Annotated in this window: 19 protein-coding genes; 12 read left to right on the top strand and 7 right to left on the bottom strand. The window is 72.1% G+C overall.

Translation table 11 applies throughout. The annotated features are described in order from the left end of the window. Window positions 1-9 precede the first annotated feature (9 nt). The 8 genes from ACZ6C1_RS22150 (at window position 10) to ACZ6C1_RS22115 (ending at window position 9,280) form a co-directional block, all read left to right on the top strand. Window positions 10-423 carry a PaaI family thioesterase gene (locus tag ACZ6C1_RS22150; protein ID WP_469242904.1) on the top strand — a complete coding sequence of 138 codons (414 nt, stop codon included), beginning with the start codon at window positions 10-12 and terminating at the stop codon, window positions 421-423. A gap of 101 nt (window positions 424-524) precedes the next feature. Then, window positions 525-1,445 (top strand): LLM class F420-dependent oxidoreductase, encoded by a 921-nt coding sequence (locus tag ACZ6C1_RS22145; RefSeq protein WP_469242903.1) that lies wholly within the window; start codon window positions 525-527, stop codon window positions 1,443-1,445. A 17-nt stretch (window positions 1,446-1,462) separates the two neighbouring features. Continuing rightward, window positions 1,463-2,224, top strand: coding sequence for an SDR family NAD(P)-dependent oxidoreductase (locus ACZ6C1_RS22140; protein WP_469242902.1), 762 nt, complete (start codon window positions 1,463-1,465; stop codon window positions 2,222-2,224). Window positions 2,225-2,333: 109 nt separating this feature from the next. After that, window positions 2,334-3,464: an LLM class flavin-dependent oxidoreductase gene (locus tag ACZ6C1_RS22135; RefSeq protein ID WP_469242901.1), complete on the top strand. Its 1,131-nt coding sequence runs from the start codon at window positions 2,334-2,336 to the stop codon at window positions 3,462-3,464. Between the two features lie 426 nt (window positions 3,465-3,890). Next, complete coding sequence (locus ACZ6C1_RS22130; RefSeq protein WP_469242900.1) at window positions 3,891-5,621, top strand: N-acyl-D-amino-acid deacylase family protein; 1,731 nt, start codon at window positions 3,891-3,893, stop codon at window positions 5,619-5,621. Then, window positions 5,618-7,063, top strand: coding sequence for an aldehyde dehydrogenase family protein (locus ACZ6C1_RS22125; RefSeq protein WP_469242899.1), 1,446 nt, complete (start codon window positions 5,618-5,620; stop codon window positions 7,061-7,063). Before ACZ6C1_RS22130 ends, ACZ6C1_RS22125 begins: the two co-directional genes overlap by 4 nt. 215 nt (window positions 7,064-7,278) lie before the next feature. Next, window positions 7,279-8,850 carry an APC family permease gene (locus ACZ6C1_RS22120; RefSeq protein ID WP_469242898.1) on the top strand — a complete coding sequence of 524 codons (1,572 nt, stop codon included), beginning with the start codon at window positions 7,279-7,281 and terminating at the stop codon, window positions 8,848-8,850. 112 nt (window positions 8,851-8,962) lie between these two features. Next, entirely contained in the window at window positions 8,963-9,280 is a 318-nt protein-coding gene (locus ACZ6C1_RS22115; protein ID WP_469242897.1) for a cupin domain-containing protein, read from the top strand. Between the two features lie 4 nt (window positions 9,281-9,284). On the opposite strand, the gene ACZ6C1_RS22110 is transcribed toward ACZ6C1_RS22115, so the two are convergent. Genes ACZ6C1_RS22110 through ACZ6C1_RS22100 form a run of 3 tightly spaced genes read right to left on the bottom strand, consistent with a single transcriptional unit; the run spans window position 9,285 to window position 11,869 of the window. Continuing rightward, window positions 9,285-9,614, bottom strand: coding sequence for a putative quinol monooxygenase (locus ACZ6C1_RS22110; RefSeq protein WP_469242896.1), 330 nt, complete (start codon window positions 9,612-9,614; stop codon window positions 9,285-9,287). Between the two features lie 37 nt (window positions 9,615-9,651). Further along, a complete protein-coding gene (locus tag ACZ6C1_RS22105) occupies window positions 9,652-10,416 on the bottom strand; it encodes an IclR family transcriptional regulator (RefSeq protein WP_469242895.1) in 765 nt (254 codons plus the stop codon). Window positions 10,417-10,426: 10 nt separating this feature from the next. Continuing rightward, window positions 10,427-11,869, bottom strand: coding sequence for a CehA/McbA family metallohydrolase (locus ACZ6C1_RS22100; protein WP_469242894.1), 1,443 nt, complete (start codon window positions 11,867-11,869; stop codon window positions 10,427-10,429). 91 nt (window positions 11,870-11,960) lie between these two features. On the opposite strand from ACZ6C1_RS22100, the gene ACZ6C1_RS22095 reads away from it, so the two are divergent. From ACZ6C1_RS22095 to ACZ6C1_RS22085, 3 genes are all read left to right on the top strand, one after another. Then, on the top strand, window positions 11,961-12,788 hold the full coding sequence (locus tag ACZ6C1_RS22095) for a TIGR03619 family F420-dependent LLM class oxidoreductase (protein WP_469242893.1): 828 nt from the start codon (window positions 11,961-11,963) through the stop codon (window positions 12,786-12,788). 27 nt (window positions 12,789-12,815) lie between these two features. Beyond that, the gene (locus ACZ6C1_RS22090; RefSeq protein WP_469242892.1) at window positions 12,816-15,398 is read left to right on the top strand and encodes a bifunctional FO biosynthesis protein CofGH; all 2,583 of its coding nucleotides are present in this window, start codon (window positions 12,816-12,818) and stop codon (window positions 15,396-15,398) included. A gap of 228 nt (window positions 15,399-15,626) precedes the next feature. Next, entirely contained in the window at window positions 15,627-16,748 is a 1,122-nt protein-coding gene (locus tag ACZ6C1_RS22085; RefSeq protein WP_469242891.1) for an ADP-ribosylglycohydrolase family protein, read from the top strand. A gap of 27 nt (window positions 16,749-16,775) precedes the next feature. Here ACZ6C1_RS22085 and ACZ6C1_RS22080 read toward each other — a convergent pair whose 3' ends face one another. Further along, the gene (locus ACZ6C1_RS22080; RefSeq protein ID WP_469242890.1) at window positions 16,776-17,558 is read right to left on the bottom strand and encodes an SDR family oxidoreductase; all 783 of its coding nucleotides are present in this window, start codon (window positions 17,556-17,558) and stop codon (window positions 16,776-16,778) included. A gap of 55 nt (window positions 17,559-17,613) precedes the next feature. Here ACZ6C1_RS22080 and ACZ6C1_RS22075 point away from each other — a divergent pair, with 55 nt between their 5' ends. Continuing rightward, window positions 17,614-18,456: a hypothetical protein gene (locus ACZ6C1_RS22075; protein WP_469242889.1), complete on the top strand. Its 843-nt coding sequence runs from the start codon at window positions 17,614-17,616 to the stop codon at window positions 18,454-18,456. A gap of 101 nt (window positions 18,457-18,557) precedes the next feature. On the opposite strand, the gene ACZ6C1_RS22070 is transcribed toward ACZ6C1_RS22075, so the two are convergent. The 3 genes from ACZ6C1_RS22070 to ACZ6C1_RS22060 all read right to left on the bottom strand — a co-directional run bounded on the left by ACZ6C1_RS22070 (window position 18,558) and on the right by ACZ6C1_RS22060 (window position 20,894). Beyond that, complete coding sequence (locus tag ACZ6C1_RS22070; protein ID WP_351811595.1) at window positions 18,558-18,758, bottom strand: DUF397 domain-containing protein; 201 nt, start codon at window positions 18,756-18,758, stop codon at window positions 18,558-18,560. 289 nt (window positions 18,759-19,047) lie between these two features. Continuing rightward, complete coding sequence (locus ACZ6C1_RS22065) at window positions 19,048-19,914, bottom strand: helix-turn-helix domain-containing protein (RefSeq protein WP_469242888.1); 867 nt, start codon at window positions 19,912-19,914, stop codon at window positions 19,048-19,050. Window positions 19,915-20,186: 272 nt separating this feature from the next. Then, complete coding sequence (locus ACZ6C1_RS22060) at window positions 20,187-20,894, bottom strand: GOLPH3/VPS74 family protein (protein ID WP_469242887.1); 708 nt, start codon at window positions 20,892-20,894, stop codon at window positions 20,187-20,189. Window positions 20,895-20,913 lie beyond the last annotated feature (19 nt).

Below are 20,913 nucleotides of genomic sequence, written 5' to 3'. Positions count from 1 at the left end.
CATCCCGGCATGACTCTTACGCTCGCCGAGGCCGACAAGATCCTTGCCGACAACTTCGCCCCCTGGGTGCTGGAGCTGGGCCTGTCCGTCGTGGAGGCGGGCGCGGCGCACGCCGTGCTGCGGCTGCCGTGGGACGGGCGACTGGCACGGGAGGGCGGCGGGCTGTCGGGACAGGCGCTGATGGCGGCCGCCGACACGGCCACGGTGATCGCGGTGTCCGCGGCGCGCGGGGCGTTCGTGCCGATGACCACGGTCCAGCAGTCCACCAGCTTCATGCGGGCGGTCACCGGTGCCGACGTGCTGGTGGACGCGCGCATCACCAAGCTGGGCAGGCGGATGGCGTTCGCGGAGATCACCATGACCGCGGAGGGCGAGGCGGAGCCCGCGGCCCGGGCCTCCACGGTGTACGCGCTGCTGGGGTGAGGGTGCTGCCGGGGTGGGGTACGGCCCTTGCCTGATGGGGTGTCAGCCACGACCATGGGGTCGCCGTGGTGAACTGACACACCGTCAGACAAGGGGTGGGCATGGTCTCGTACGGGATGCAGCTTCCGGTCCAGTCGCAGAGCGCCCTCTACGCCGAACCCTGGGAGGCGGGCGCCGGCCCCGAGGACCTCGCCGAGACCGCCCGGACCGCCGATCGTTGCGGGTTCGCGTACATCGCGTGCTGCGACCACGTGGCGATCCCCCGCAGGCTCGCCGGGGCGATGAGCACCGTCTGGTACGACCCCGTCGCCACCCTCGCCCACCTCGCCGCGGTCACCCGACGCGTACGGCTGCTGAGTCATGTGGCGGTCGTCGGGCTACGGCATCCGCTGGTCACCGCCAAGCAGTACGCCACCCTCGATCATCTGAGCGGCGGGCGGCTGATCCTCGGAGTGGGCGCCGGGCACGTACGGGAGGAGTTCGAGGCGCTCGGCGTCGACTTCGAGCACCGGGGCGCCGTGCTGGACGAGACGGTCGACGCGCTGAAGGCGGCGCTGGGGCCGGAGGAGTACCCGGAGTTCCACGGGGAGCGGTTCGCCTTCGAGGGGCTGGGGCAGCGCCCCCGCCCGGCGCAGGAGCGCGTGCCCGTCTGGGTCGGCGGCTCCTCGCCCGCCGCCGTGCGCCGCGCCGCGCTCAGGGGGGACGGCTGGCTGCCGCAGGGTGACCCGCGCGACCGGCTGCCCGCGCAGATCGGGAGGCTGCGGCGGCTGCGCGAGGAGGCCGGTATCGCCGGCCCGCTCGTCATCGGTGCGATCACCGAGGCGCTGTACGTGGGGGACGCCCCGTGGGGCGTCGGGCGGCGCACCCTCAGCGGCAAGCCGGACGCGCTCGCCGAGTCGCTGCGCGCGTACCCGGCGATGGGCGTGGACCAGATACAGGTGCGGTTCCGGTCCCGGAGCCGTGCGGAGCTGACGGACCAGATGCGGGCCTTCGCGGAAGGCGTTGCGCCCCTGCTGGGCTGAGGAGGCGGGAGGCCGGTATGGGGAAGCTGGACGGTCGGGTCGTGCTCATCACGGGCGCGGCGCGCGGGCAGGGGGAACAGGAGGCCCGGCTCTTCGTGGAGGAGGGGGCCCGGGTCGTCCTCGGGGACGTGCTCGACGAGCCGGGCAGCGCGCTCGCCAAGGAGCTGGGGGAGGGGCGGGCGCTCTACGTCCACCTGGACGTGGGGCGGGAGGAGGACTGGGGCGCCGCCGTCGAGGCGGGGAAGGGCGCCTTCGGCACGATCGACGGACTCGTCAACAACGCGGGTGTACTGCGCTTCAACGAGCTCGTGTCCACGCCGCTGGAGGAGTTCCAGGAGGTCGTGCGGGTCAATCAGGTGGGGTGCTTCCTCGGGATACGGACCCTGGCGCCGGAGATCGAGGCCGCCGGTGGCGGCACCATCGTCAACACCGCCTCGTACACCGCCCTGACCGGTATGGCGTACGTGGGCGCCTACGCCGCCACCAAGCACGCCGTCCTCGGACTGACCCGGGTCGCGGCGGTGGAGCTGGCGGGGAAGGGCATCCGGGTCAACGCCGTGTGCCCGGGGGCCGTGGACACCCCGATGACCCGTCCCGAGGGGACCGATCCCGCCGCGCTCGACGAGCTGTACCGCAAGCTCGTGCCGCTGGGACGGGTCGGGCGGCCGGAGGAGGTGGCGGCGCTGGCCCTCTTCCTGACCAGCGCCGATTCGGCGTACATCACGGGGCAGCCGTTCGTCATCGACGGGGGGTGGCTGGCAGGGGTCAACGTTTTCTGACGGAGTGTCAGTCAAAGCGTTGACGGGTCCGGTGCGGGGTGGAACAGTCGACTGTCATGAACTGACGGTCCGTCAGATACGCGTCGGCTGCAGAGGGATGGTGGACCCCTTGGAATTCGGGCTCTTTGTACAGGGATACGTGCCGGCCCAGCGGGCCCAGGCCGACCCGGAGGCGGAGCACAAGGCGCTGATGGAGGAGACGGAGTACGTCATCCAGGCGGACAGATCCGGGTTCAAATACGCCTGGGCCTCCGAGCACCACTTCCTGGAGGAGTACTCGCACCTGTCCGCCAACGACGTGTACCTGGGGTACCTGGCGCACGCGACCGAGCGGATCCACCTGGGGTCCGGCATCTTCAACCCGCTCGCCCCGGTGAACCACCCGGTCAAGGTTGCCGAGAAGGTCGCCATGCTCGACCACCTGTCGGGCGGACGCTTCGAGTTCGGGTCCGGGCGAGGAGCCGGGTCGCACGAGATCCTCGGGTTCATGCCGGGCATCACCGACATGAACCACACCAAGGAGATCTGGGAAGAGACGATCGCCGAGTTCCCCAAGATGTGGCTCCAGGACGAGTACGTCGGGTTCCAGGGCAAGCACTGGTCCCTGCCGCCGAGGAAGGTCCTGCCCAAGCCGTACGGGGCCGCGCACCCGGCCATGTGGTACGCGGCCGGGTCGCCGTCCTCGTACGCCATGGCGGGCAGCAAGGGGCTGGGCGTCCTCGGCTTCAGCGTGCAGAAGGTCGCCGACATGGAATGGGCGGTCGAGTCGTACAAGACGGCGGTCGGGAACGCCGAACCGGTCGGGGCGTTCGTGAACGACAACGTGATGGTGACGTCCACGGCGATCTGCGCCGAGACCCACGCGAAGGCGGTCGAGGTCGCGGTGGGCGGCGGGCTGAACTACCTCCAGTCGCTGCTGTTCCGGTACCACGACACGTTCCCGCGGCCGGAGGGGATACCGGAATGGCCCGAGCTGCTGCCGGAGTACACCGAGGAGATCATCGAGCTGCTCATCGCGGAGGAGCTGATGATCTGCGGTGACCCGGACGAGGTGCTGCGGCAGTGCAAGCGGTGGGAGCAGGCGGGGGCGGACCAGCTGTCGTTCGGGCTGCCGATCGGGGTGTCGTACGAGGACACGATGACGACGATCCGGCTGATCGGGGAGCACGTGATCCCCAGGATCGACACGGACCCGGTGCACCGCACGACACGCTTCCGCCAGGCTTCGTCCGCCGCCTAGCCGGCCGACCCGGCCCGCCCCTCCCCGTCCGCACCCGGCAGACGGCCGGGGTGGGGCCGTGCAGGGTCGCCCCCGCAGAGGTTGACGGCCACGGGTGGGCTCCGAACCGCGGAGACCGAAGGCCGCCGGCCTCGAGGAGGTGAGCCCGGAGGCCCCGCCCCCACCCACCGGACAGGCACCGCCCCAGGGCGCAACGGGTCCGTCCGCGGACCGTTTGTGCCCACCCGTTCCGCCGTGCGGAACGAATGCCCACGAACGGCCGGCAGGGCGTACCGCCAGAACCGGCCGGCGGGTCCCGACAGACGCGGGGCGGTGGCATCCCGGGCCGCCGGCTCCGTATCGCCCCGGGCGGGGGCACCGTGGCCGCGGCCGGTCACGGCGACCCGGCCCGGGGCGCACACCGCGACGCAGCGAGAAGAGGACGTCATGCTCGACCATCTGATCAAGGGCGCCGACCTCGTCGACGGCACCGGCGCCCCCGCGCGCAGGGCCGACGTCGGGGTACGGGACGGGCGCATCGCGGTCGTCGCCGAGCCGGGCGGCGTCACCGCGGCGGCCAGGAGCAGCGAGGACGCCACCGGGCTGGTCCTCGCGCCGGGGTTCGTCGACCCGCACACGCACTACGACGCCCAGCTGTTCTGGGACCCGTACGCCACACCGTCGATGAGCCACGGGGTCACCACGGTGGTGGGCGGGAACTGCGGGTTCACGCTGGCGCCGCTGCGGGCCGAGGACGCCGACTACACCCGGCGCATGATGTCCAAGGTCGAGGGGATGGCGCTCAGGGCGCTGGAGGAGGGCGTCGACTGGAGCTGGCACGGCTTCGGCGAGTACCTGGACGCCCTGGAGGGGCGTATCGCCGTGAACGCCGGGTTCATGGTGGGGCACTGCGCCCTGCGGCGGTACGTGATGGGCGCGGACGCCATCGGGGGCCGGCCGACCCAGGGGCAGCTTCGGGAGATGGTGCGGCTGTTGCGGGAGGCGATGGAGGCGGGGGCCTGGGGGCTGTCCACCACCCAGTCGTCCACGCATTCGGACGGGGACGGGAACCCCGTGGCGTCACGGCACGCCGGGCCCGAGGAACTGCTGGCGCTGTGCGGGGCGGTGGGCGAGCACGAGGGGACGCAGATCGAGGCGATCGTGGCGGGGTGCCTGGATCAGTTCGCGGACGCGGAGATCGACCTGCTGGTGGAGATGAGCGTCGCCGCGGGGCGGCCGCTCAACTGGAACGTCCTCACCATCGACGCGGCCGTTCCCGAGCGGGTGCCCCGGCAGCTGCTCGCGAGCGAGCGGGCGCGGAAGGCGGGCGGGCGGATCGTGGCGCTGACGATGCCGATCCTGACGCCGATGAACATGTCGCTGGGGACGTTCTGCGCGCTGAACCTGATTCCCGGCTGGGGGGAGGTGCTGGGGCTGCCCGTGGCCGAGCGGATCGTCAGGCTCGGGGACCCCGCCGTGCGGGCGGAGATGCTGCGGCGCGCCGACTCCAAGGAGGCCGGTGTCTTCCGGCGCCTCGCCGACTTCGGGCGGTACGTCGTCGGCGACACGTACAGCCCGGACAACGAGGGGCTGACCGGGAGGGTCGTCGGGGAGATCGCGCGGGAGCGGGGGCAGGACCCGTTCGAGTGCATCGTCGAGATATGCGCGCGCGACCGGCTGCGCACGGTGCTGTGGCCCATGCCGCCCGACAACGATCCGGCGTCGTGGGCGCTGCGGCGCGAGACCTGGGAGCACGAGGACGTCCTGCTCGGCGGTTCGGACGCGGGCGCCCACCTGGACCGGATGTGCGGGGCACCGTACACGACGAGGTTCATCGGCGACTGCCTGCGGGGGCGGAAGCTGGTGGGGCTGGAGCGGGCGGTGAAGATGCTGAGCGACGACCCGGCCCGGCTGTTCGGACTGCGTGGGCGGGGGCGGGTGGCCGAGGGGTACACGGCGGATCTGGTGCTGTTCGATCCGGAGCGGATCGACGCCGGACCGGCGTCGCTGGTGCACGACCTGCCGGGCGACAGCCCCCGGCTGGACTCGCGGGCGGCCGGGATGGTCTCGGTGCGGGTCAACGGTGTGGAGACCGTGCGGGAGGACCGGGTCACGGGTGCGGTGCCGGGAAGGGTGCTGCGGTCGGGGCGGGACACGAGGACGGTGCCGACGAGGTGAGGCTCTTCACAGGGGGCGAATGGGTCGAGCCCGAGCGCGGGCACTACGAGGTGGTCGACCCGGCCACGGAGGAGGTCGTCGGCCTCGCCCCGGAGGCGAGCCCGCGGCAGGTGTACGAAGCGGCCGCGGCGGCGAAGGAGGCCTTCGGTGGCTGGTCGAGGACGAGGCCGGAGGAGCGGGCCGCGATCCTGGACCGGGCCGCGGAGGTCATCGCGCGTGACGCGGAGGCGCACGTACGTCTGGCGCGGGCCGAGAGCGGCGCGACGACCGGCACGGCGCGCGCCATGCAGGTCGCGGTCGCCGTCGCCCGCTTCCGCCGGTACGCCAGGGGCGCCCTCGAACCGGTGGAGCAGCCCCTGCCTCCGCAGATCAACGGGGCGGGCCCGATGGGTCCGGCCGCGGTCCTCGGGGCGGTCGCGGTGCGCCGCCCGGTCGGCGTGGTCACGTGCATCACCTCGTACAACAACCCCTGGGCCAACCCGGCCGGCAAGATCGCCCCGGCGCTGGCGGCGGGCAACACGGTGGTGGTGAAGCCGGCGCCGCAGGATCCGCTGTCGGTGTACGCGATGGCCCGGGCGCTGGAGGAGGCCGGGGTGCCGCCGGGGGTGGTCAACGTGGTCACGGGCTCGGGTGCGGAGGTGGGGGAGGCGGCCGTCGACGCCCCGGACGTCGACATGGTCAGCTTCACGGGTTCGACGGCCGTGGGGCGGCGCATCGGCGAGGTGTGCGGGCGGGAGGTGAAGCGGCAGCTCATGGAGCTGGGCGGCAAGGGCGCGGCGCTGGTGTTCGACGACGCCGACCTGGACGCGGCCGTGCGGGGCATCGGCACCACGTTCTCCTTCTACAGCGGTCAGATCTGTACGGCTCCGACGCGGGTCCTCGCGCAGCGGGGGGTGTACGAGCGGCTGGTGGAGGGGCTGACCGGCTACCTGGGCCGCATGGAGGTGGGGGATCCGGCCGCCCCGGGGACGGTCGTCGGGCCGGTGATCTCGGCCGCGCACCGTGACCGGGTGGAGGCGTACGTCGAGCTGGGGCGCGAGGAGGGGGCCCGGGTCATCCGGCGGGGGTCGCCGCCCTCGTACGACAAGGGCTTCTACGTCGCCCCGGCCCTGCTGGTGGACTGCGCCAACGACATGCGGGTCGTCCGGGAGGAGATCTTCGGGCCGGTCGTCGTGGTCGTGCCGTTCGAGGACGAGGAGGAGGGCGTCGCGCTGGCCAACGACAGCGACTACGGGCTGATCGACTACGTCTGGTCCGGCGATGTGGCCCGGGCGTTCCGGGTCGCGGGCCGGTTGCGGGCCGGAGGTGTCGGAGTGAACACGATCGGACGCAACATGGAGGCGCCGTTCGGAGGCTTCAAGAAGAGCGGTGTGGGCCGGGATGTCGGTTCCTACGCGCTGCACGCGTACAGCGAGCTGCAGGCGCTCGTCTGGCCCGGGTGAAAACGGCGCGGGAAAATTTGGAAACGGGCAAAACGGGCGTCGCTGCGGTTCCCGCATATCGAACGGTGCGGTTTTCACCTACCAATCGGTCGGAGTGGGTCGGAGGGCATCTTTCATTCTTTGGTCGGAGGCGGCTTTGTACCCCGCAATGAAAGGCAAAGATCGCGGAGTGCCTTCTTCCGGATGTGGAAACCGCAGCACCTAACGTCCTCTGCATGACTCAGGTGGAAGCACGGCCCCAGGCCGGAGACACGGTAAGGGGCGTCACCATGTCGGGTGGCACCGGTGACGTACGAACCAAGGGGCTCGGCGGGAACTCCGTCGGGCTGGTAGGCAGTGCCGTGATCGGCATCTCGACTGTCGCCCCCGTTTACTGCCTGACCTCCACGCTGGGCTCCACGGCCGGCGAGGTCGGGCTCCAGATGCCGGCCGTCTTCCTGGCCGGCTTCCTGCCCATGCTCCTGGTGGCGTTCGCGTACCGCGAGCTGAACCGGGCGATGCCCGACTGCGGTACCTCCTTCACCTGGACGGTCAAGGCGTTCGGCCCCAAGGTCGGCTGGATGTGCGGCTGGGGCCTCGTCATCGCGACGATCATCGTCCTGTCCAACCTGGCGGGTGTCGCGACCTCCTACTTCTGGCTCCTGGCCGGTGAGATCGGCGGCAACCCGGACATCGCCGCACTGGACGACAACAAGGGCGTCCACATCCTCACCACCCTGGTGCTCATCGCCATCGCGACCGCCATCAGCTACCGCGGCATGACCGCCACCAAGAGCGTCCAGTACACGCTCGTCGGCCTCCAGCTCGTCGTCCTCGCGGTCTTCGTGGCCATGGCCTTCTCCAAGGTCGGCAGCGCGGAATTCACCACCGGCACGGACTTCGCCTGGTCCTGGCTGAACCCCTTCGCCGTCGAGTCGTTCTCCGCCTTCACCGCGGGCCTGTCCCTGGCGATCTTCATCTACTGGGGCTGGGACGCCTGTATGGCGACCAACGAGGAGACCACCGGAAGCGCCAAGACGCCCGGCCGTGCCGCGCTCATCACCATGGTGGTGCTGATCGGCTCCTACCTGGCCACCGGCATCGCCGCCCAGATGGTCGTCGGCTCCGGCGACCAGGGCCTCGGCCTCGCCAACCCCGACACCTCCGACAACGTCTTCGCCGCCCTCGCCGGGCCGGTCATGGGCGGCGTCCTCGGTGTCACGCTCTTCGTCGCCGTCTTCGCCTCCGCCACCGCGAGCCTCCAGACCACCTTCATCCCGGTCGCCCGCACGGTCCTCGCGATGTCGACGTACGAAGCCCTGCCGCACGCCTTCACCAAGGTCCACCCCACGTTCAAGACGCCGGGTCTCGCCACGGTCGTCGCGGGTGTCGGCACCGGTGTCTTCTACACGGTGATGACTCTGGTCAGCGAGAACGTCCTGGTCGACACCATCTACGCGCTCGGCCTGATGATCTGCTTCTACTACGCGCTGACCGCCTTCGCCTGCGTCTGGTTCTTCCGCAAGGAGCTGACGCACTCCGCCAAGGACGCGCTGTTCAAGGGTGTCCTGCCGGCACTCGGCGGCCTCATGCTCACCGCCGTCTTCGCCAAGACCCTGTACGACATGTGGGACCCGGCCTACGGCTCCGGCTCCTCCGTCCTCGGCATGGGCTCGGTGTTCGTGATCGGCGTCGGCCTGCTGCTCCTGGGCGTCGTGATCATGCTGGTCATGCAGATCCGCAGCCCCGCGTTCTTCCGGGGCGAGGTGCTGAAGAAGGAGACGCCGTCGCTGGTCGTCGCGGACTGACGTCCCCGCACGCGCACGCGCACACCTGAGCCGGAAGGGCGGGCACCGTGGGACGGCACGGTGCCCGCCCTTCCGTATGCGTAGGATCCGGCCGCGGGGCAAGGTGGACGGTATGTATGACCTCAACGCGATCGCAGAGGAACACCTCGTCGCCGCCCACGCCGACGAGCACGGCCGCAGCGCGAACCTGATCCTCCGGGACCCGCCACTGCGGCAGAGCGTCATCGCCCTCACCGCCGGCACCTCGCTCGACGAGCACAACACGCCGCCCGCCGCCTCCCTGCAAGTGCTGCGGGGCGTGGTCAAGGTGACGGCCCAGTCCGGCGACGTGGAGCTGACCATGGGCTCCCTGTACCTGCTGCCGCCCGAGCGGCACGGCGTGACGGCCGTGACGGACACCGCGGTCCTGCTCACCGCGGTCAACGACTGAGCCGTCAGGGGCGAGGGCTCAGCTCCGCCATGGCGTCCCAGCCGCCGCGGCCCGGCAGGTCGACGTTGATGATCTCCGGTGTGGCGGCGACGGCACCGGCCATCGCCTCCATCCCGGCCCTGAAGTGGTCCGACCCGACGTGCGCGGCGCCCGCCTCCGCGTCCGCGAACGCCTCCAGCAGGACGAACCGGTTCGGGTCCTCGACGTCGCGCGACCAGTCGTAGAACAGGTTGCCCGGCTCGGCGCGAGTGGCGCGGGTGAAGTCGTCGACCAGTGTCAGCCACTGGTCGCTGTACTCGGGACGGACGGTGAACCTTACGGCGATGAAGATCATGCCGTTACGGTGCTCCCCGCCCGGCCCGCGGTCCAGCTCACCCGCCCGCGATTCCGGCACCGCCGGAAAACGCCCGTACGGAGCAGGCGAGGGCCGCCCGCACCTGCCCGTGCCGGTGGCGGAACCGTCCCGTGGGCAGGGACACCGACAACGCGTGCCGCACCTCGCCGTCACCGGGGAGGACCATCGCCAGACAGGTGTACGCCGGGTCCGCCTCCCCCACCGACACCGCGAACCCCCGCCCCCGGACCCGCGCCAGCTCCGCCTCGAACCGGTCCGCCCCGGTGATCGTCCGGTCGGTGAACCGGGCCATCCCGTGCTCGGCCAGGTACCGCCGCCGCGCGCCCCGCGACACCTCCGCCAGCAGCGCCTTGCCGTGCGCGGTGGCATGCGCCCGAACCTCGGGCCCCGGTACGAAGGGGTGCGCCGTGTCCGCGACGGGCGCCGTGCTGTCCACGACCGTGATCCGCCCGTCCCGGTACGCCGTGAAGTACGCCTCCGCCCCGCTGTCCCGCCGCAACCGTGCCAGCACCTCGCCCACCCCGGGCCCGGCCCCCACGTGCCGCTGGAACGCCCGGTGCAGCGCCGCCACCCGCGGCCCCGGCGCGTACCCGCCGCCCTCCGCCCTGACCAGGTGCCCGCGCGCGACCAGCGGCCCGAGCAGGTGGTACACGGTCGACAGGGAACACCCCAGATTCCGGGCCAGCGCCTTCGCCCCGACCGGCCCGGCCGCGTCGGCCACGAGGTCGAGGATCTCCAGCGCACGGTCGACGGACTGGGGGCCGGGGCTCGCGCTGCTCATGGGGACGAGCCTACGGGGCGTCCCCCAGGAACACCGGGTTCGTGAACGCCGCCAGCGCCCCCGGCAGAGGCGGGAGCGTCGCCGGGTGGCGTACCTCCGCGCGGACGTACGCGGCGTACGCGGGTGTCGTCGTCCACTCGACCGTGCCCGTGCCGGAGGCGGGCAGGGCGGCCGTGTGCAGGACGCCCTGGTCCGTGACGAAGCGGGCCGTGCAGCCGGGCGCGCCCGTCACGTCCAGGCGCACCGTGACCGGGGCGTCGGACGGGACGGGGAGCCGCTCGCCGATGCCCGCGTGGGCGCCGCGGCCGCCCGCCGCGGAGAAGGCGAGGCTCACGGCGGCCGACTCGGCGACGTACGACCGCCCCGCGCGCAGCCCGGCCAGGATCGCCTCACGGGTCAGGTCGTCGGCGAGGACGACCGTCTGCGGCTCGCGGTGCGCGTCACTGCTGCCCATCGCGGGAATCCAGCGGCCCCGGGCGACCAGCCGGCTGTCCCAGTCGGCCAGCGTGACCTCGTCGTCCGGGGTGTACGGACCGTTCCACACCTCCACCACGTCCGCGTCGGCGAAGCCGAACTTCCAGTTGCAGCCGACGCACGTGGCGTGGGGATGGGCCGGGACGACCAGCCCGCCGGCGCGCCGGATCTCGCGGGCGAACCTGCCGAAGCGGTTCTCCCGCGCCCGGTAGCGCCAGTCGACGAACGTACCGGGGTCGGTGCCGAGCGCGACGACGTGACCGTTGCGGGTGGTGACCTCCTCGCCGGTGAGGATCAGCAGGTCGTCGCCCCACAGCCCGTCCCACGCCCGGTGGGCGGCGTGCGTGTTGTGCTCGGACGAGTTGATGAAGTCCAGCCCGGCGGCCCGCGCGGCGGCCGCGATCTCGGCGGGGGTGCGCCTGCCGTCCGAGTACACCGAGTGCAGGTGGCAGTCGCCCCGGTACCAGGCCCGGCCCCGCCCCGCGGCCCGCTCCGGCGGGTACACGGGCCTCGGCGTGCGGCCGGACGGCCCGTACACGAGGCGGACCGTCACCGTGTACGCCAGGCCCTCGGGCGCGACGGTGTACGGGCCGAGCGCGATGTGCCAGGTGCCCGCGCGGACCGGCCCCGGGAGGTAACCGGGAGTGGCGTCGTCGGCGCGGAGGAAGAACTCGGTGCGCGCGCCGCCCGACCAGCCCCGGAAGCCACGCCCGCCCAGCTCGGTGCCGCGCTCGTCGAAGACGCCGATGTCCAGGGCGTTGCCCTGCGTCCCCGGCGGCACGGCGGGCCGCTCGTAGGCGTACGACACCCGGATCTCCCGCACCCCGCGCGGCACCTCGACCGGCACGTACACGTAGTCCGGCGAACCGGGCGGCAGGGTGCCGCGCAGTACCTGCTCGGTCTCGCCGGGGGCGAAGCTCACGCCCCGCGCGGCGAAGACCCCCGCCGCGCCCGTCACGAATCCTCGTCTGCCCATCATGGGTGCCACCCTCCTCGCGGCCGGTGAATTTCCCGCCAACCCGGGGCGACCGTCTCGGATTTCGCCGCCACACGCCATACGTTGGGCCGTCATGCGCATCGCGACGACGATTTTCCTCACGGACCAGACCATCACTCCGGTACGGCTCGCGCGTGAGCTCGAACAGCGCGGCTTCGCGGGCCTGTACCTGCCGGAGCACACCCACATCCCCGTCGAACGCACCAGCCCCTACCCGGCGGGCGGCGACCTGCCGCCCGAGTACGGCCGCACCCTCGACCCCTTCGTGGCGCTCGGCCAGGCGGCGGCCGTCACCGACCGGCTCGGTCTGGGCACCGGTATCACGCTCGTCGCCCAGCACGACCCGATCGACCTGGCCAAGCAGGTCGCCACCCTCGACCACCTCTCCGGCGGCCGCCTCACCCTGGGCATCGGCTACGGCTGGAACCGTGAGGAGGCGGAGGACCACGGCGTCGACTGGCGCACCCGCCGTGAACGCACCCGCGACCGGATGGCCCTGATGCGCGCCCTGTGGGCCGCCGAACCCACCGCGTACAAGGGCGGGACCGCGTCCGTGCGCGCCTCCTGCGCCTTCCCGAAGCCGGCCGGCGGTGCTCCCCGCACCCTGATCGGCGGCGCGGCCGGACCCACGCTCTTCGCCCACATCGCCGAGTACGCCGACGGCTGGCTCCCCATCGGCGGCCGGGGCCTCACCGAGAAGCTCCCGGTACTGCGCGAGACGTGGGAGAGGGCGGGCCGCGACCCGGAGGCCCTCCACGTCGTCCCCTACGCCGTCCACCCGTCGGAGGGGAAGCTCGCGCACTTCGCCGACCTCGGCATCACGGAGACCGTCGTCCAACTCCCGCCGTCCGGCGAGACGGAGGTGCTGCGGAAGCTCGACGAGTACGCCCGGTACGTGTAGGGACCCCGCACTCGTATGCTCGGGTCCATGACCGACGACCAGCCCGGACGACCCACCGCCAATGCCATGCGACGTGCCCTGAAGCGGGCCAGGGAGGGTGTGGCGCTGGACGTCACCGAGGCCGCCGTCCTGCTCCGCGCGCGGGGCGCGGACCTGGACGACCTGGCCGCGTCCGCCGCGCGGGTGCGGGACGCCGGGCTGGCGGCGGCGGGGCGGGCCGGGGTCATCACGTACTCGAAGAGCGTGTTCGTCCCGCTCACCCGGCTGTGCCGCGACAAGTGCCACTACTGCACCTTCGCGACCGTGCCCGGCAAGCTGAGGCGCGCCGGGCAGGGGATGTTCATGTCGCCCGACGAGGTGCTGGACATCGCGCGGCGGGGCGCCGAACTGGGCTGCAAGGAAGCCCTGATCACCCTCGGCGACAAGCCCGAGGACCGCTGGCCCGAGGCGCGGGACTGGCTGGACGCGCACGGGTACGACGACACCATCGCGTACGTACGGGCGATGGCGATCCGCATCCTGGAGGAGACCGGGCTGCTGCCGCACCTGAACCCCGGCGTGCTGTCGTGGACGGACTTCCAGCGGCTCAAGCCGGTGGCGCCCTCGATGGGCATGATGCTGGAGACCACGGCGACCCGGCTGTGGTCCGAGCCGGGCGGCCCGCACCACGGCTCGCCCGACAAGGAACCGGCCGTGCGGCTGCGGGTGCTGGAGGACGCGGGCCGCTCCTCGGTGCCCTTCACCAGTGGGCTGCTCATCGGGATCGGCGAGACGTACGAGGAGCGGGCGGAGTCGTTGTTCGCGCTGCGCCGGGTGGCGCGGGCGTACCACGGCATCCAGGAGCTGATCATCCAGAACTTCCGCGCCAAGCCGGACACGGCGATGCGGGGCATGCCGGACGCCGAGCTGGACGACCTGGTCGCCACCGTCGCCGTCGCCCGGCACATCATGGGCCCCTCGGCCTGCCTGCAGGCCCCGCCGAACCTGGTCGACGGCGAGTACGGACGGCTCATCGGCGCGGGCGTCGACGACTGGGGCGGGGTGTCGCCGGTCACCATCGACCACGTCAACCCCGAGCGGCCCTGGCCACAGATCGACACCCTCGCCGAGAAGTCGGCCGCCGAGGGCTTCGAGCTGCGGGAACGTCTCTGCGTCTACCCCGAGTTCGTCACGCGCGGCGAGCCCTGGCTCGACCCCCGCCTGCTGCCGCACGTCCGCGCCCTCGCCGACCCGGCCACCGGCCTCGCCGACCCCGACGCGGAGGTGCGCGGCCTGCCGTGGCAGGAGCCCGACGGGGGCTTCACCGCCGCCGGCCGCACCGACCTGCACCGCACCATCGACACCACGGGGCGTACCTCCGACCGACGCGACGACTTCGACGACGTCTACGGCGACTGGGAGGCCCTCCGGGAGGCCGCCGCGCCCGGCATGGTGGCGCAGCGCATCGACACCGACGTGCGCGAAGCCCTCGGCGTCGCCGCCGACGACCCGACCCGGCTCACCGACGACCAGGCCCTGGCCCTGCTGCACGCCGACGGCCCGGCCCTGGACGCGCTGTGCCGGATCGCCGACGACATCCGCCGTGACACGGTCGGCGACGACGTCACGTACATCGTCACCCGCAACATCAACTTCACCAACGTCTGTTACACCGGCTGCCGTTTCTGCGCCTTCGCCCAGCGCCGTACGGACGCCGACGCGTACACCCTGTCGCTCGACCAGGTCGCCGACCGCGCCCAGCAGGCCTGGGACGTCGGCGCGGTCGAGGTGTGCATGCAGGGCGGCATCCACCCGGACCTGCCGGGCACGGCGTACTTCGACATCGCCCGGGCCGTGAAGGACCGCATCCCCGGCATGCACGTCCACGCCTTCTCGCCGATGGAGGTCGTCAACGGCGCGACGCGCACCGGCATGTCGATCCGCGAATGGCTGACGGCCGCCAAGGAAGCCGGTCTGGACTCCATCCCGGGCACGGCCGCCGAGATCCTCGACGACGAGGTGCGCTGGGTCCTCACCAAGGGCAAGCTGCCGACGGCGACCTGGATCGAGGTGGTGAAGACCGCCCACGAGCTGGGTCTCCGTTCCTCCTCGACGATGATGTACGGCCACGTCGACCAGCCCCGCCACTGGCTGGGCCACTTCCGCACGCTCTCCCGCATCCAGCAGGAGACCGGCGGCTTCACCGAGTTCGTCACCCTCCCCTTCATCCACACCAACGCCCCCGTCTACCTCGCCGGCATCGCCCGTCCCGGCCCCACCACCCGCGACAACCGTGCCGTCACCGCCATGGCCCGTGTGCTGCTCCACCCGCACATCCCCAACATCCAGACGAGCTGGGTCAAACTCGGCACCGAAGGCGCCGCCGACATGCTCCGCTCCGGCGCGAACGACCTCGGTGGCACGCTCATGGAGGAGACCATCAGCCGGATGGCGGGCTCCTCCTACGGCTCGTACAAGTCGGTCCGCGACCTCGTCGCCATCGCCGACGCGGCCGGCCGCCCGGCCCGCCCCCGCACGACGCTGTACGGCGAGGTCCCGCAGGAACGCCGACGGGCGGCGGCGGCCTCGGACGGGCACCTGCCGGAACTGCTGCCGGTGCTGACGGACTGACCCGGCCCCGGGCGTCCCGGGCCCCGCGTGCCGGGCCCCGGGTCCGGGGCCGCGGGGGTGACGGGACATGAGGCCCGAAGGCGCGGCGTACGCCCAGATCCGTACCTCTGGGGCGTCCGTACCCATAACACTCCGGGCCCCAGGTGGCCGGTTCCCTTCGATTACAGTGCTGCGCGCCGACAGTGGCATCGAAGGGCGACGGGTGACGGGCGACGGGAGGGACGCGAGGTGAGCGCAGCAGCCGCGGCGGTCTGGGGCCGCGCCGAGCAGCAGGACTTCCGCGCCCGGGTACGGGGCTGCCTCCTCGGTGCCGCCATCGGGGACGCCCTCGGGGCGGGCGTGTCCGGTCTGTCGGTCGAGGCGATCCGGGCGGCACACGGGCCGGACGGGCTCGCCGACCTGGCACCGGCGTACGGGCGGCGCGGTGCCGTCACGTCCGCCACCCAGCTCACGCTGTTCACCGTCGACGGTCTGATACGCGCCCAGGTGCGCCGCGACACCGGCGCCTGGCATCCGCCCACCGACGTGCACCGGGCGCATCTGCGGTGGGCCGCCACCCAGCGCGACTGGGGCCCCGACGAGCGCCGCAAGGACAACGGCTGGCTGGCCTGCGAGGAGTGGCTGTACGCCCGTCGGGACCCCGCGCACGCCAACGTCACGGGGCTGGGCGACGAGACGCTCGGCACCCTGGACAAGCCCAAGAACCCCGCCGCCCGTGACGGCGGCGCCCTGGTGCGGTCCGCGCCGTACGGGCTGCTCGTCGGCTGGGAGCCGCAGCTCGTGTGCCAGCTCGCCGTCGAGTGCGCCGTCCAGACCCACGGTCACCCCTCCGCCTACCTGTCGGCGGGCGCCTTCGCCGTGGTCGTGCACGGTCTGGCCCGTGGCGAGAGCGTCGACGGCTCCGTGCAGCGGGCGCTGGCGCAACTGGCGCCGCGCCCCGGGCACGAGCCGGTCAGCGAGGCGCTGAAGCACGCCCTCGGCGCGGTACGGCAGGGCATTCCGAGCCCGGCCAGGATCGCCTCGCTCGGTGACACCGACGGCGAGCACGCGGAAGACGCCCTGGCGATCGCGGTCTATTGCGCGCTCGTCGGCGAGGACGTCCGGCACGGGCTGCGGCTCGCCGTCAACCATGACGGCCCGTCGGAGGTCACGGGCTCGCTCACCGGTGCGCTGCTGGGCGCCCTGCACGGCGAGACCGCCCTGCCACCGGCCTGGCTGGCCGAACTGGAAGGGCGGCCCACGGTGCTCGAGCTGGCGGACGACTTCGCCATGGAGATGACACAGGGCCCGGCCCTGCACGGCCCGGCGGTCTCCGCGCCGGGCTGGCTGGCCCGTTACCCGAGGGGCTGACACCCGGGCGTCCGTAGTGGCGGCGCTCTACCTCATCAGTTCGCCCGCGTTGACCAGCAGCGACTGGCCCGTGATCGCCCGCGCCCGGTCGGATGCGAGGAACACCGCGGCCTCGGCCACATCCCCGTCCGTGGCCAGCTCGGGCAACGCCATCCGCCCGGCCAGCCGGCCCAGCACCTCGCCCTCCGGCACGCCCTCGGACTCGGCGGTGAACCGCACGTACGCCTGGACCGGAGGCCCCCACATCCAGCCGGGCAGCACCGTGTTCACCCGGATCCGGTACGGGCCCAGCTCGCGCGCCAGCGAGTACATCGCCGACGTCAGCGCGCCCTTGGACGCCGCGTACGCCGCCTGCCGCACCTGGGACGGGGCGGCCACCGCCGACTGCGTGCCGATGAGGACCACCGCGCCGCCGCGCTTCCTCAGCGCCGGCAGGCAGGCGCGGGTCATCCGAAGCGTCCCCAGCAGGTTGACGTCCAGCACGTCCCGCCAGGCTTCGAAGTCGGCGTCCTCCAGCCCGCCGAAGTGGCTGTCGTACGCCGCCACGTGGACGACCGCGTCGATCCCGCCGAACCGCGCGACCGCCAGCGCCGCCAGGGCCTCGCACCGGCCCTCGTCGGTGATGTCCGTGGCGAGCCGCGCGCTGCGCCGCCCCTCGGGGTCGATCCGCTCGGTGCACGACACGAGGTTCGCCTCCGTGCGCGCACCCAGCACCACGTTGCCCCCGTCCCGCACGACGGCCGCGGCGACCTGGTGGCCCAGGCCCGGACCGACGCCGGACACGATCACGGTCTTGTCGCGCAACAGCATCCGGTGCCTCCCGGGCTCTGGACGAGCTATCTGACGCACCGTCAGAGTAGGCCGCATGAGCGACGACGACAATGACACGCGGAGCGAGGAGTACGCACGGCTCGCGGCCGTCGGCCCGTACGGCGTGCGCCCCGGCCACGCCCTGATCACCATGGTCGAACCGCACCCCGGCCACGAATACGCCTACAACCGCTGGTACGAGGACGACCACTACTACGCGGGCGCGATGGCCATGCCCTGGATCTACGCCGGACGCCGCTGGGTCGCCACCCGTGACCTGCAACTACTGCGCCGGCCGGAGAAGTCGGCGGTCGCCCAGCCCGTCACCGCCGGGTGCTACCTCTCCACCTACTGGATCACCGAGGGCCGTTACGACGACCACATGAAGTGGACGGTGGCCATCAACAGGCGTCTCAACCGCGACGGCCGCGTGTACCGGGACCGCCGCCACGTCTTCACCGCGTTCCAGGACCACGCGGCCACGGTCTACCGCGACGGCGCGGCCGGCCCGCGCGACCACCACGCACTCGACCACCCCTACGCGGGCCTGATCCTGCAGGTCGTCGACACCGAAGAGCCCGGGCAGCGGGCGGAACTGCTGGAGTGGCTCCGCTCCCGCCACCTGCCACGCCGCCTCACCGGCACCCCGGCCGCCATGGTCACCGTCTTCCGCCCCACACCGCTGCCGGGTGACCGCATGACCTACGTCAAGCAGGTGGAGGCCGTCGACACCCGACTCACGCTCCTCTGGTTCCTGGAAGAGGACCCCCGCTCCTGCTGGGAGGAGCACTTCACGGACCTCGGCCGGGAGGCGGGGGAGTGGGGCAGGGTCGAACTGGTCGCGCCCTTCATCCCGACGGTGCCGGGGACGGACCGGTACGTGGACCAAGTGCGTTAGCGCATGACCGAGCCCCCTCGGCCGGGACGGCGGACCAGTCGAGAGGGCTCATCGGTGACGCGTCGACGGGCTCGGAGCCGGCGGGCTCGGAGCCGAGAAGCTCAGAGAGCTCCCGTGCTCACTTCACGCACGAACGCGTTCCACGACTCGGGGACGAAAGTGATCGACGGACCGGCGGGGGCCTTCGAGTCCCGTACCGCGATCGACGCGACGACAGGGGACTTGACTTCGACGCATGCGCCGTTCCCGCCGGAATACGAGGACTTGGTCCAGGTGTCCGTGGCGCCCTGAATGATTGCCATCTTCTCCGCTCCGGTTCTCGACAGTGACAGCAGTGACTCGCACCGACCTGGCCTGCAGGCTGGCGTGATCGACGCTACTCGTCGGGATCTGTGCGCGGGACGGGCGTTCACTCGACTGGATGGCATATTCCGTGCGGGTCTTCCACTGGAAGCCGGTCGGGGTGTACCGTACCGGCTTCTTCCCCGGCGGGCCGGGCGAATCCCCGTAATTCATGCGCGAACCGGCAAATTCGGACGCATCACTACAAAGTCTGATGTGACGTCCCTCGCGGCCTTGTGGCCCCACAGGTCAGCGCGTCGCGTCCGTGTAGTCCTTGATGACCTCGCCGATGAACTGCCGCGTCTGCTCCACGTTCAGCGCCTGGGCGCGCAGGTGCTCGTACATCACGCTGTACCGCTGCACGTCGTTCGCCTTCTCCAGATACAGATCACTGGTCACCCCCTCGATGTAGACCACCGAGGAGTCTGAGGCGTCCGGGAACTCCAGGATCGCGTAATGGCCGCTGATGCCCGGGTGCGCGCCCATGTCGAACGGCAGCACCTGCACGGTGACGTGCGGAAGCTGCGACTGGTCGACCAGATGCTCCAGTTGCTCGATCATCAGCTGCCGGTCGCCGACCACCCGGCGCAGCGCCGACTCGTCGATCACCGCCCACAGGCGCAGCGGCGTCTCCTCGTCCTTGATGCGCTCCTGGCGGCGCGCGCGGACGTTGACGCGCTTCTCGATGTCGGCCGGCGACGACTCCGGCAGGGCGCCGGTGATCAGCGCCTCGGCGTACCGCCGGGTCTGCAACAGCCCCGGTACGACCTGGGGCTCGTACACCCGCAGCGAGGCCGCGTCCGTCTCCAGGCCGATGTAGACGCTGTACGGGATGTCACCGAAAGCGTGCCACCAGCCCTGCTGGCGCGAGTCCTTCGCCATCTGCATCAGCGAATCGACGATACGGTGGTCCTCGACCTCGTACACCCCGCACAGGTCGCGGACATCGCGCTGGCTGATCGAGCGGCGGCCGTTCTCGAGGCGGCTGATCTTCGACTGCGAGACGAGCAGACGCTCCGCCACCTCCTCCGCCGTCATGCCCTTGAGCTCACGCAGCCGGCGCAGCTCCTGGCCCAATCTGCGTCGCCTGACGGTGGGGTTGACGTTGGACGCCACGGGAAACTGCACCTCCGGCTGCTTGGCTGCGGTAGCTGGCGTAGCTCTACGTATCTACTGCTCAGCAGACTGCCACCAATGGGCTTTGCGCGCTGGAAAATGGCCACACGAGCCCCTGTGTGTACGCACGTACGGGCACGCGCGAGTGCGCGGGGCGGCCGTTGTGGCTGCCCCGCGCGCTCATGCGGCTCCCGGAACGGGTCGTGGGGGTGTGCGCCTGGTGCTCGCTTCGGCTGTGCCCGGTGGTGTTCTCTCCCGTTCCTGTGCGCCGCTCAGTGCGCCACGGCGCGGGCCATCGGTACGGCCGTGGCCGGGCGGCCACCGCCTCCGGGGCCGGAGTTCCGGCGTGGCTGTGCGCCCACGCCGTTCTGGACGTCCATCACGGCGTGCGCCACGAGTCCGCCCATCGGGTCGTGCCTGATCAGGTCCCGGAGCCGGGAGCGCGACGAGCGCCCCTCGTTGCCGGGGTAGAGGTGCTTGCCGAGACCGACCGCGTGGGCCAGCGCGGCGAGCGCCGCGGTCCGCGGGTCCGGCGGTACGCCGGTGCGGATCGCACTGTCCAGCCGGGCCCTGATCTCCCGGCTGATCGCCGTCTCCGTCGCCTGATAGCGCGTCGTCGGCAGCACCCCGCACATCTGGCCCTCGACGGCATGCACCATGCCGCACCGTTCCAGATGCGAGAGATACGTCTGGCGCAGCCCCAGCCGGGGCCCGCCGATCCAGTGGACGGCCCGCACCGGACTGCCACGCCTGCGCAGCAGCTCGAGCGCGGAGTCCAGTGTCGGATCTCCGGTCGGCCGTGGCATCACCACGGCGATACGATCCCCGTCAGGGGCTATCCGTCCTGCCAGAGCCAGCTCCACTAGCTGTGCTCCGGCCAGGCCGAGGTCGAGCGACTGCGGCTGCGCTGTGGTACCCGTGGCCGGGTCCAGAGCGAGCAGCAGAAGCTCCTCCGGAAGTGTTCTGCGGCTCCTGCCCATCCATGCCTCCCCGCGTGGA

It is taken from the genome of Streptomyces sp. NPDC041796, assembly GCF_055590785.1.
This window is presented reverse-complemented; position numbering and strand designations above follow the sequence as displayed.

Coding starts and splice junctions, on each gene's coding strand:
- ACZ6C1_RS22105 (WP_469242895.1), bottom strand. CDS start 10,416: ATGAGCAGCGCGAGCCCCGGCCCCCAGTCCGTCGACCGTGCGCTGGAG.
- ACZ6C1_RS22140 (WP_469242902.1), top strand. CDS start 1,463: ATGGGGAAGCTGGACGGTCGGGTCGTGCTCATCACGGGCGCGGCGCGC.
- ACZ6C1_RS22090 (WP_469242892.1), top strand. CDS start 12,816: ATGACCGACGACCAGCCCGGACGACCCACCGCCAATGCCATGCGACGT.
- ACZ6C1_RS22060 (WP_469242887.1), bottom strand. CDS start 20,894: ATGGGCAGGAGCCGCAGAACACTTCCGGAGGAGCTTCTGCTGCTCGCT.
- ACZ6C1_RS22115 (WP_469242897.1), top strand. CDS start 8,963: ATGTATGACCTCAACGCGATCGCAGAGGAACACCTCGTCGCCGCCCAC.
- ACZ6C1_RS22080 (WP_469242890.1), bottom strand. CDS start 17,558: ATGCTGTTGCGCGACAAGACCGTGATCGTGTCCGGCGTCGGTCCGGGC.
- ACZ6C1_RS22095 (WP_469242893.1), top strand. CDS start 11,961: ATGCGCATCGCGACGACGATTTTCCTCACGGACCAGACCATCACTCCG.
- ACZ6C1_RS22120 (WP_469242898.1), top strand. CDS start 7,279: ATGACTCAGGTGGAAGCACGGCCCCAGGCCGGAGACACGGTAAGGGGC.
- ACZ6C1_RS22130 (WP_469242900.1), top strand. CDS start 3,891: ATGCTCGACCATCTGATCAAGGGCGCCGACCTCGTCGACGGCACCGGC.
- ACZ6C1_RS22145 (WP_469242903.1), top strand. CDS start 525: ATGGTCTCGTACGGGATGCAGCTTCCGGTCCAGTCGCAGAGCGCCCTC.
- ACZ6C1_RS22100 (WP_469242894.1), bottom strand. CDS start 11,869: ATGATGGGCAGACGAGGATTCGTGACGGGCGCGGCGGGGGTCTTCGCC.
- ACZ6C1_RS22075 (WP_469242889.1), top strand. CDS start 17,614: ATGAGCGACGACGACAATGACACGCGGAGCGAGGAGTACGCACGGCTC.
- ACZ6C1_RS22070 (WP_351811595.1), bottom strand. CDS start 18,758: ATGGCAATCATTCAGGGCGCCACGGACACCTGGACCAAGTCCTCGTAT.
- ACZ6C1_RS22110 (WP_469242896.1), bottom strand. CDS start 9,614: ATGATCTTCATCGCCGTAAGGTTCACCGTCCGTCCCGAGTACAGCGAC.
- ACZ6C1_RS22150 (WP_469242904.1), top strand. CDS start 10: ATGACTCTTACGCTCGCCGAGGCCGACAAGATCCTTGCCGACAACTTC.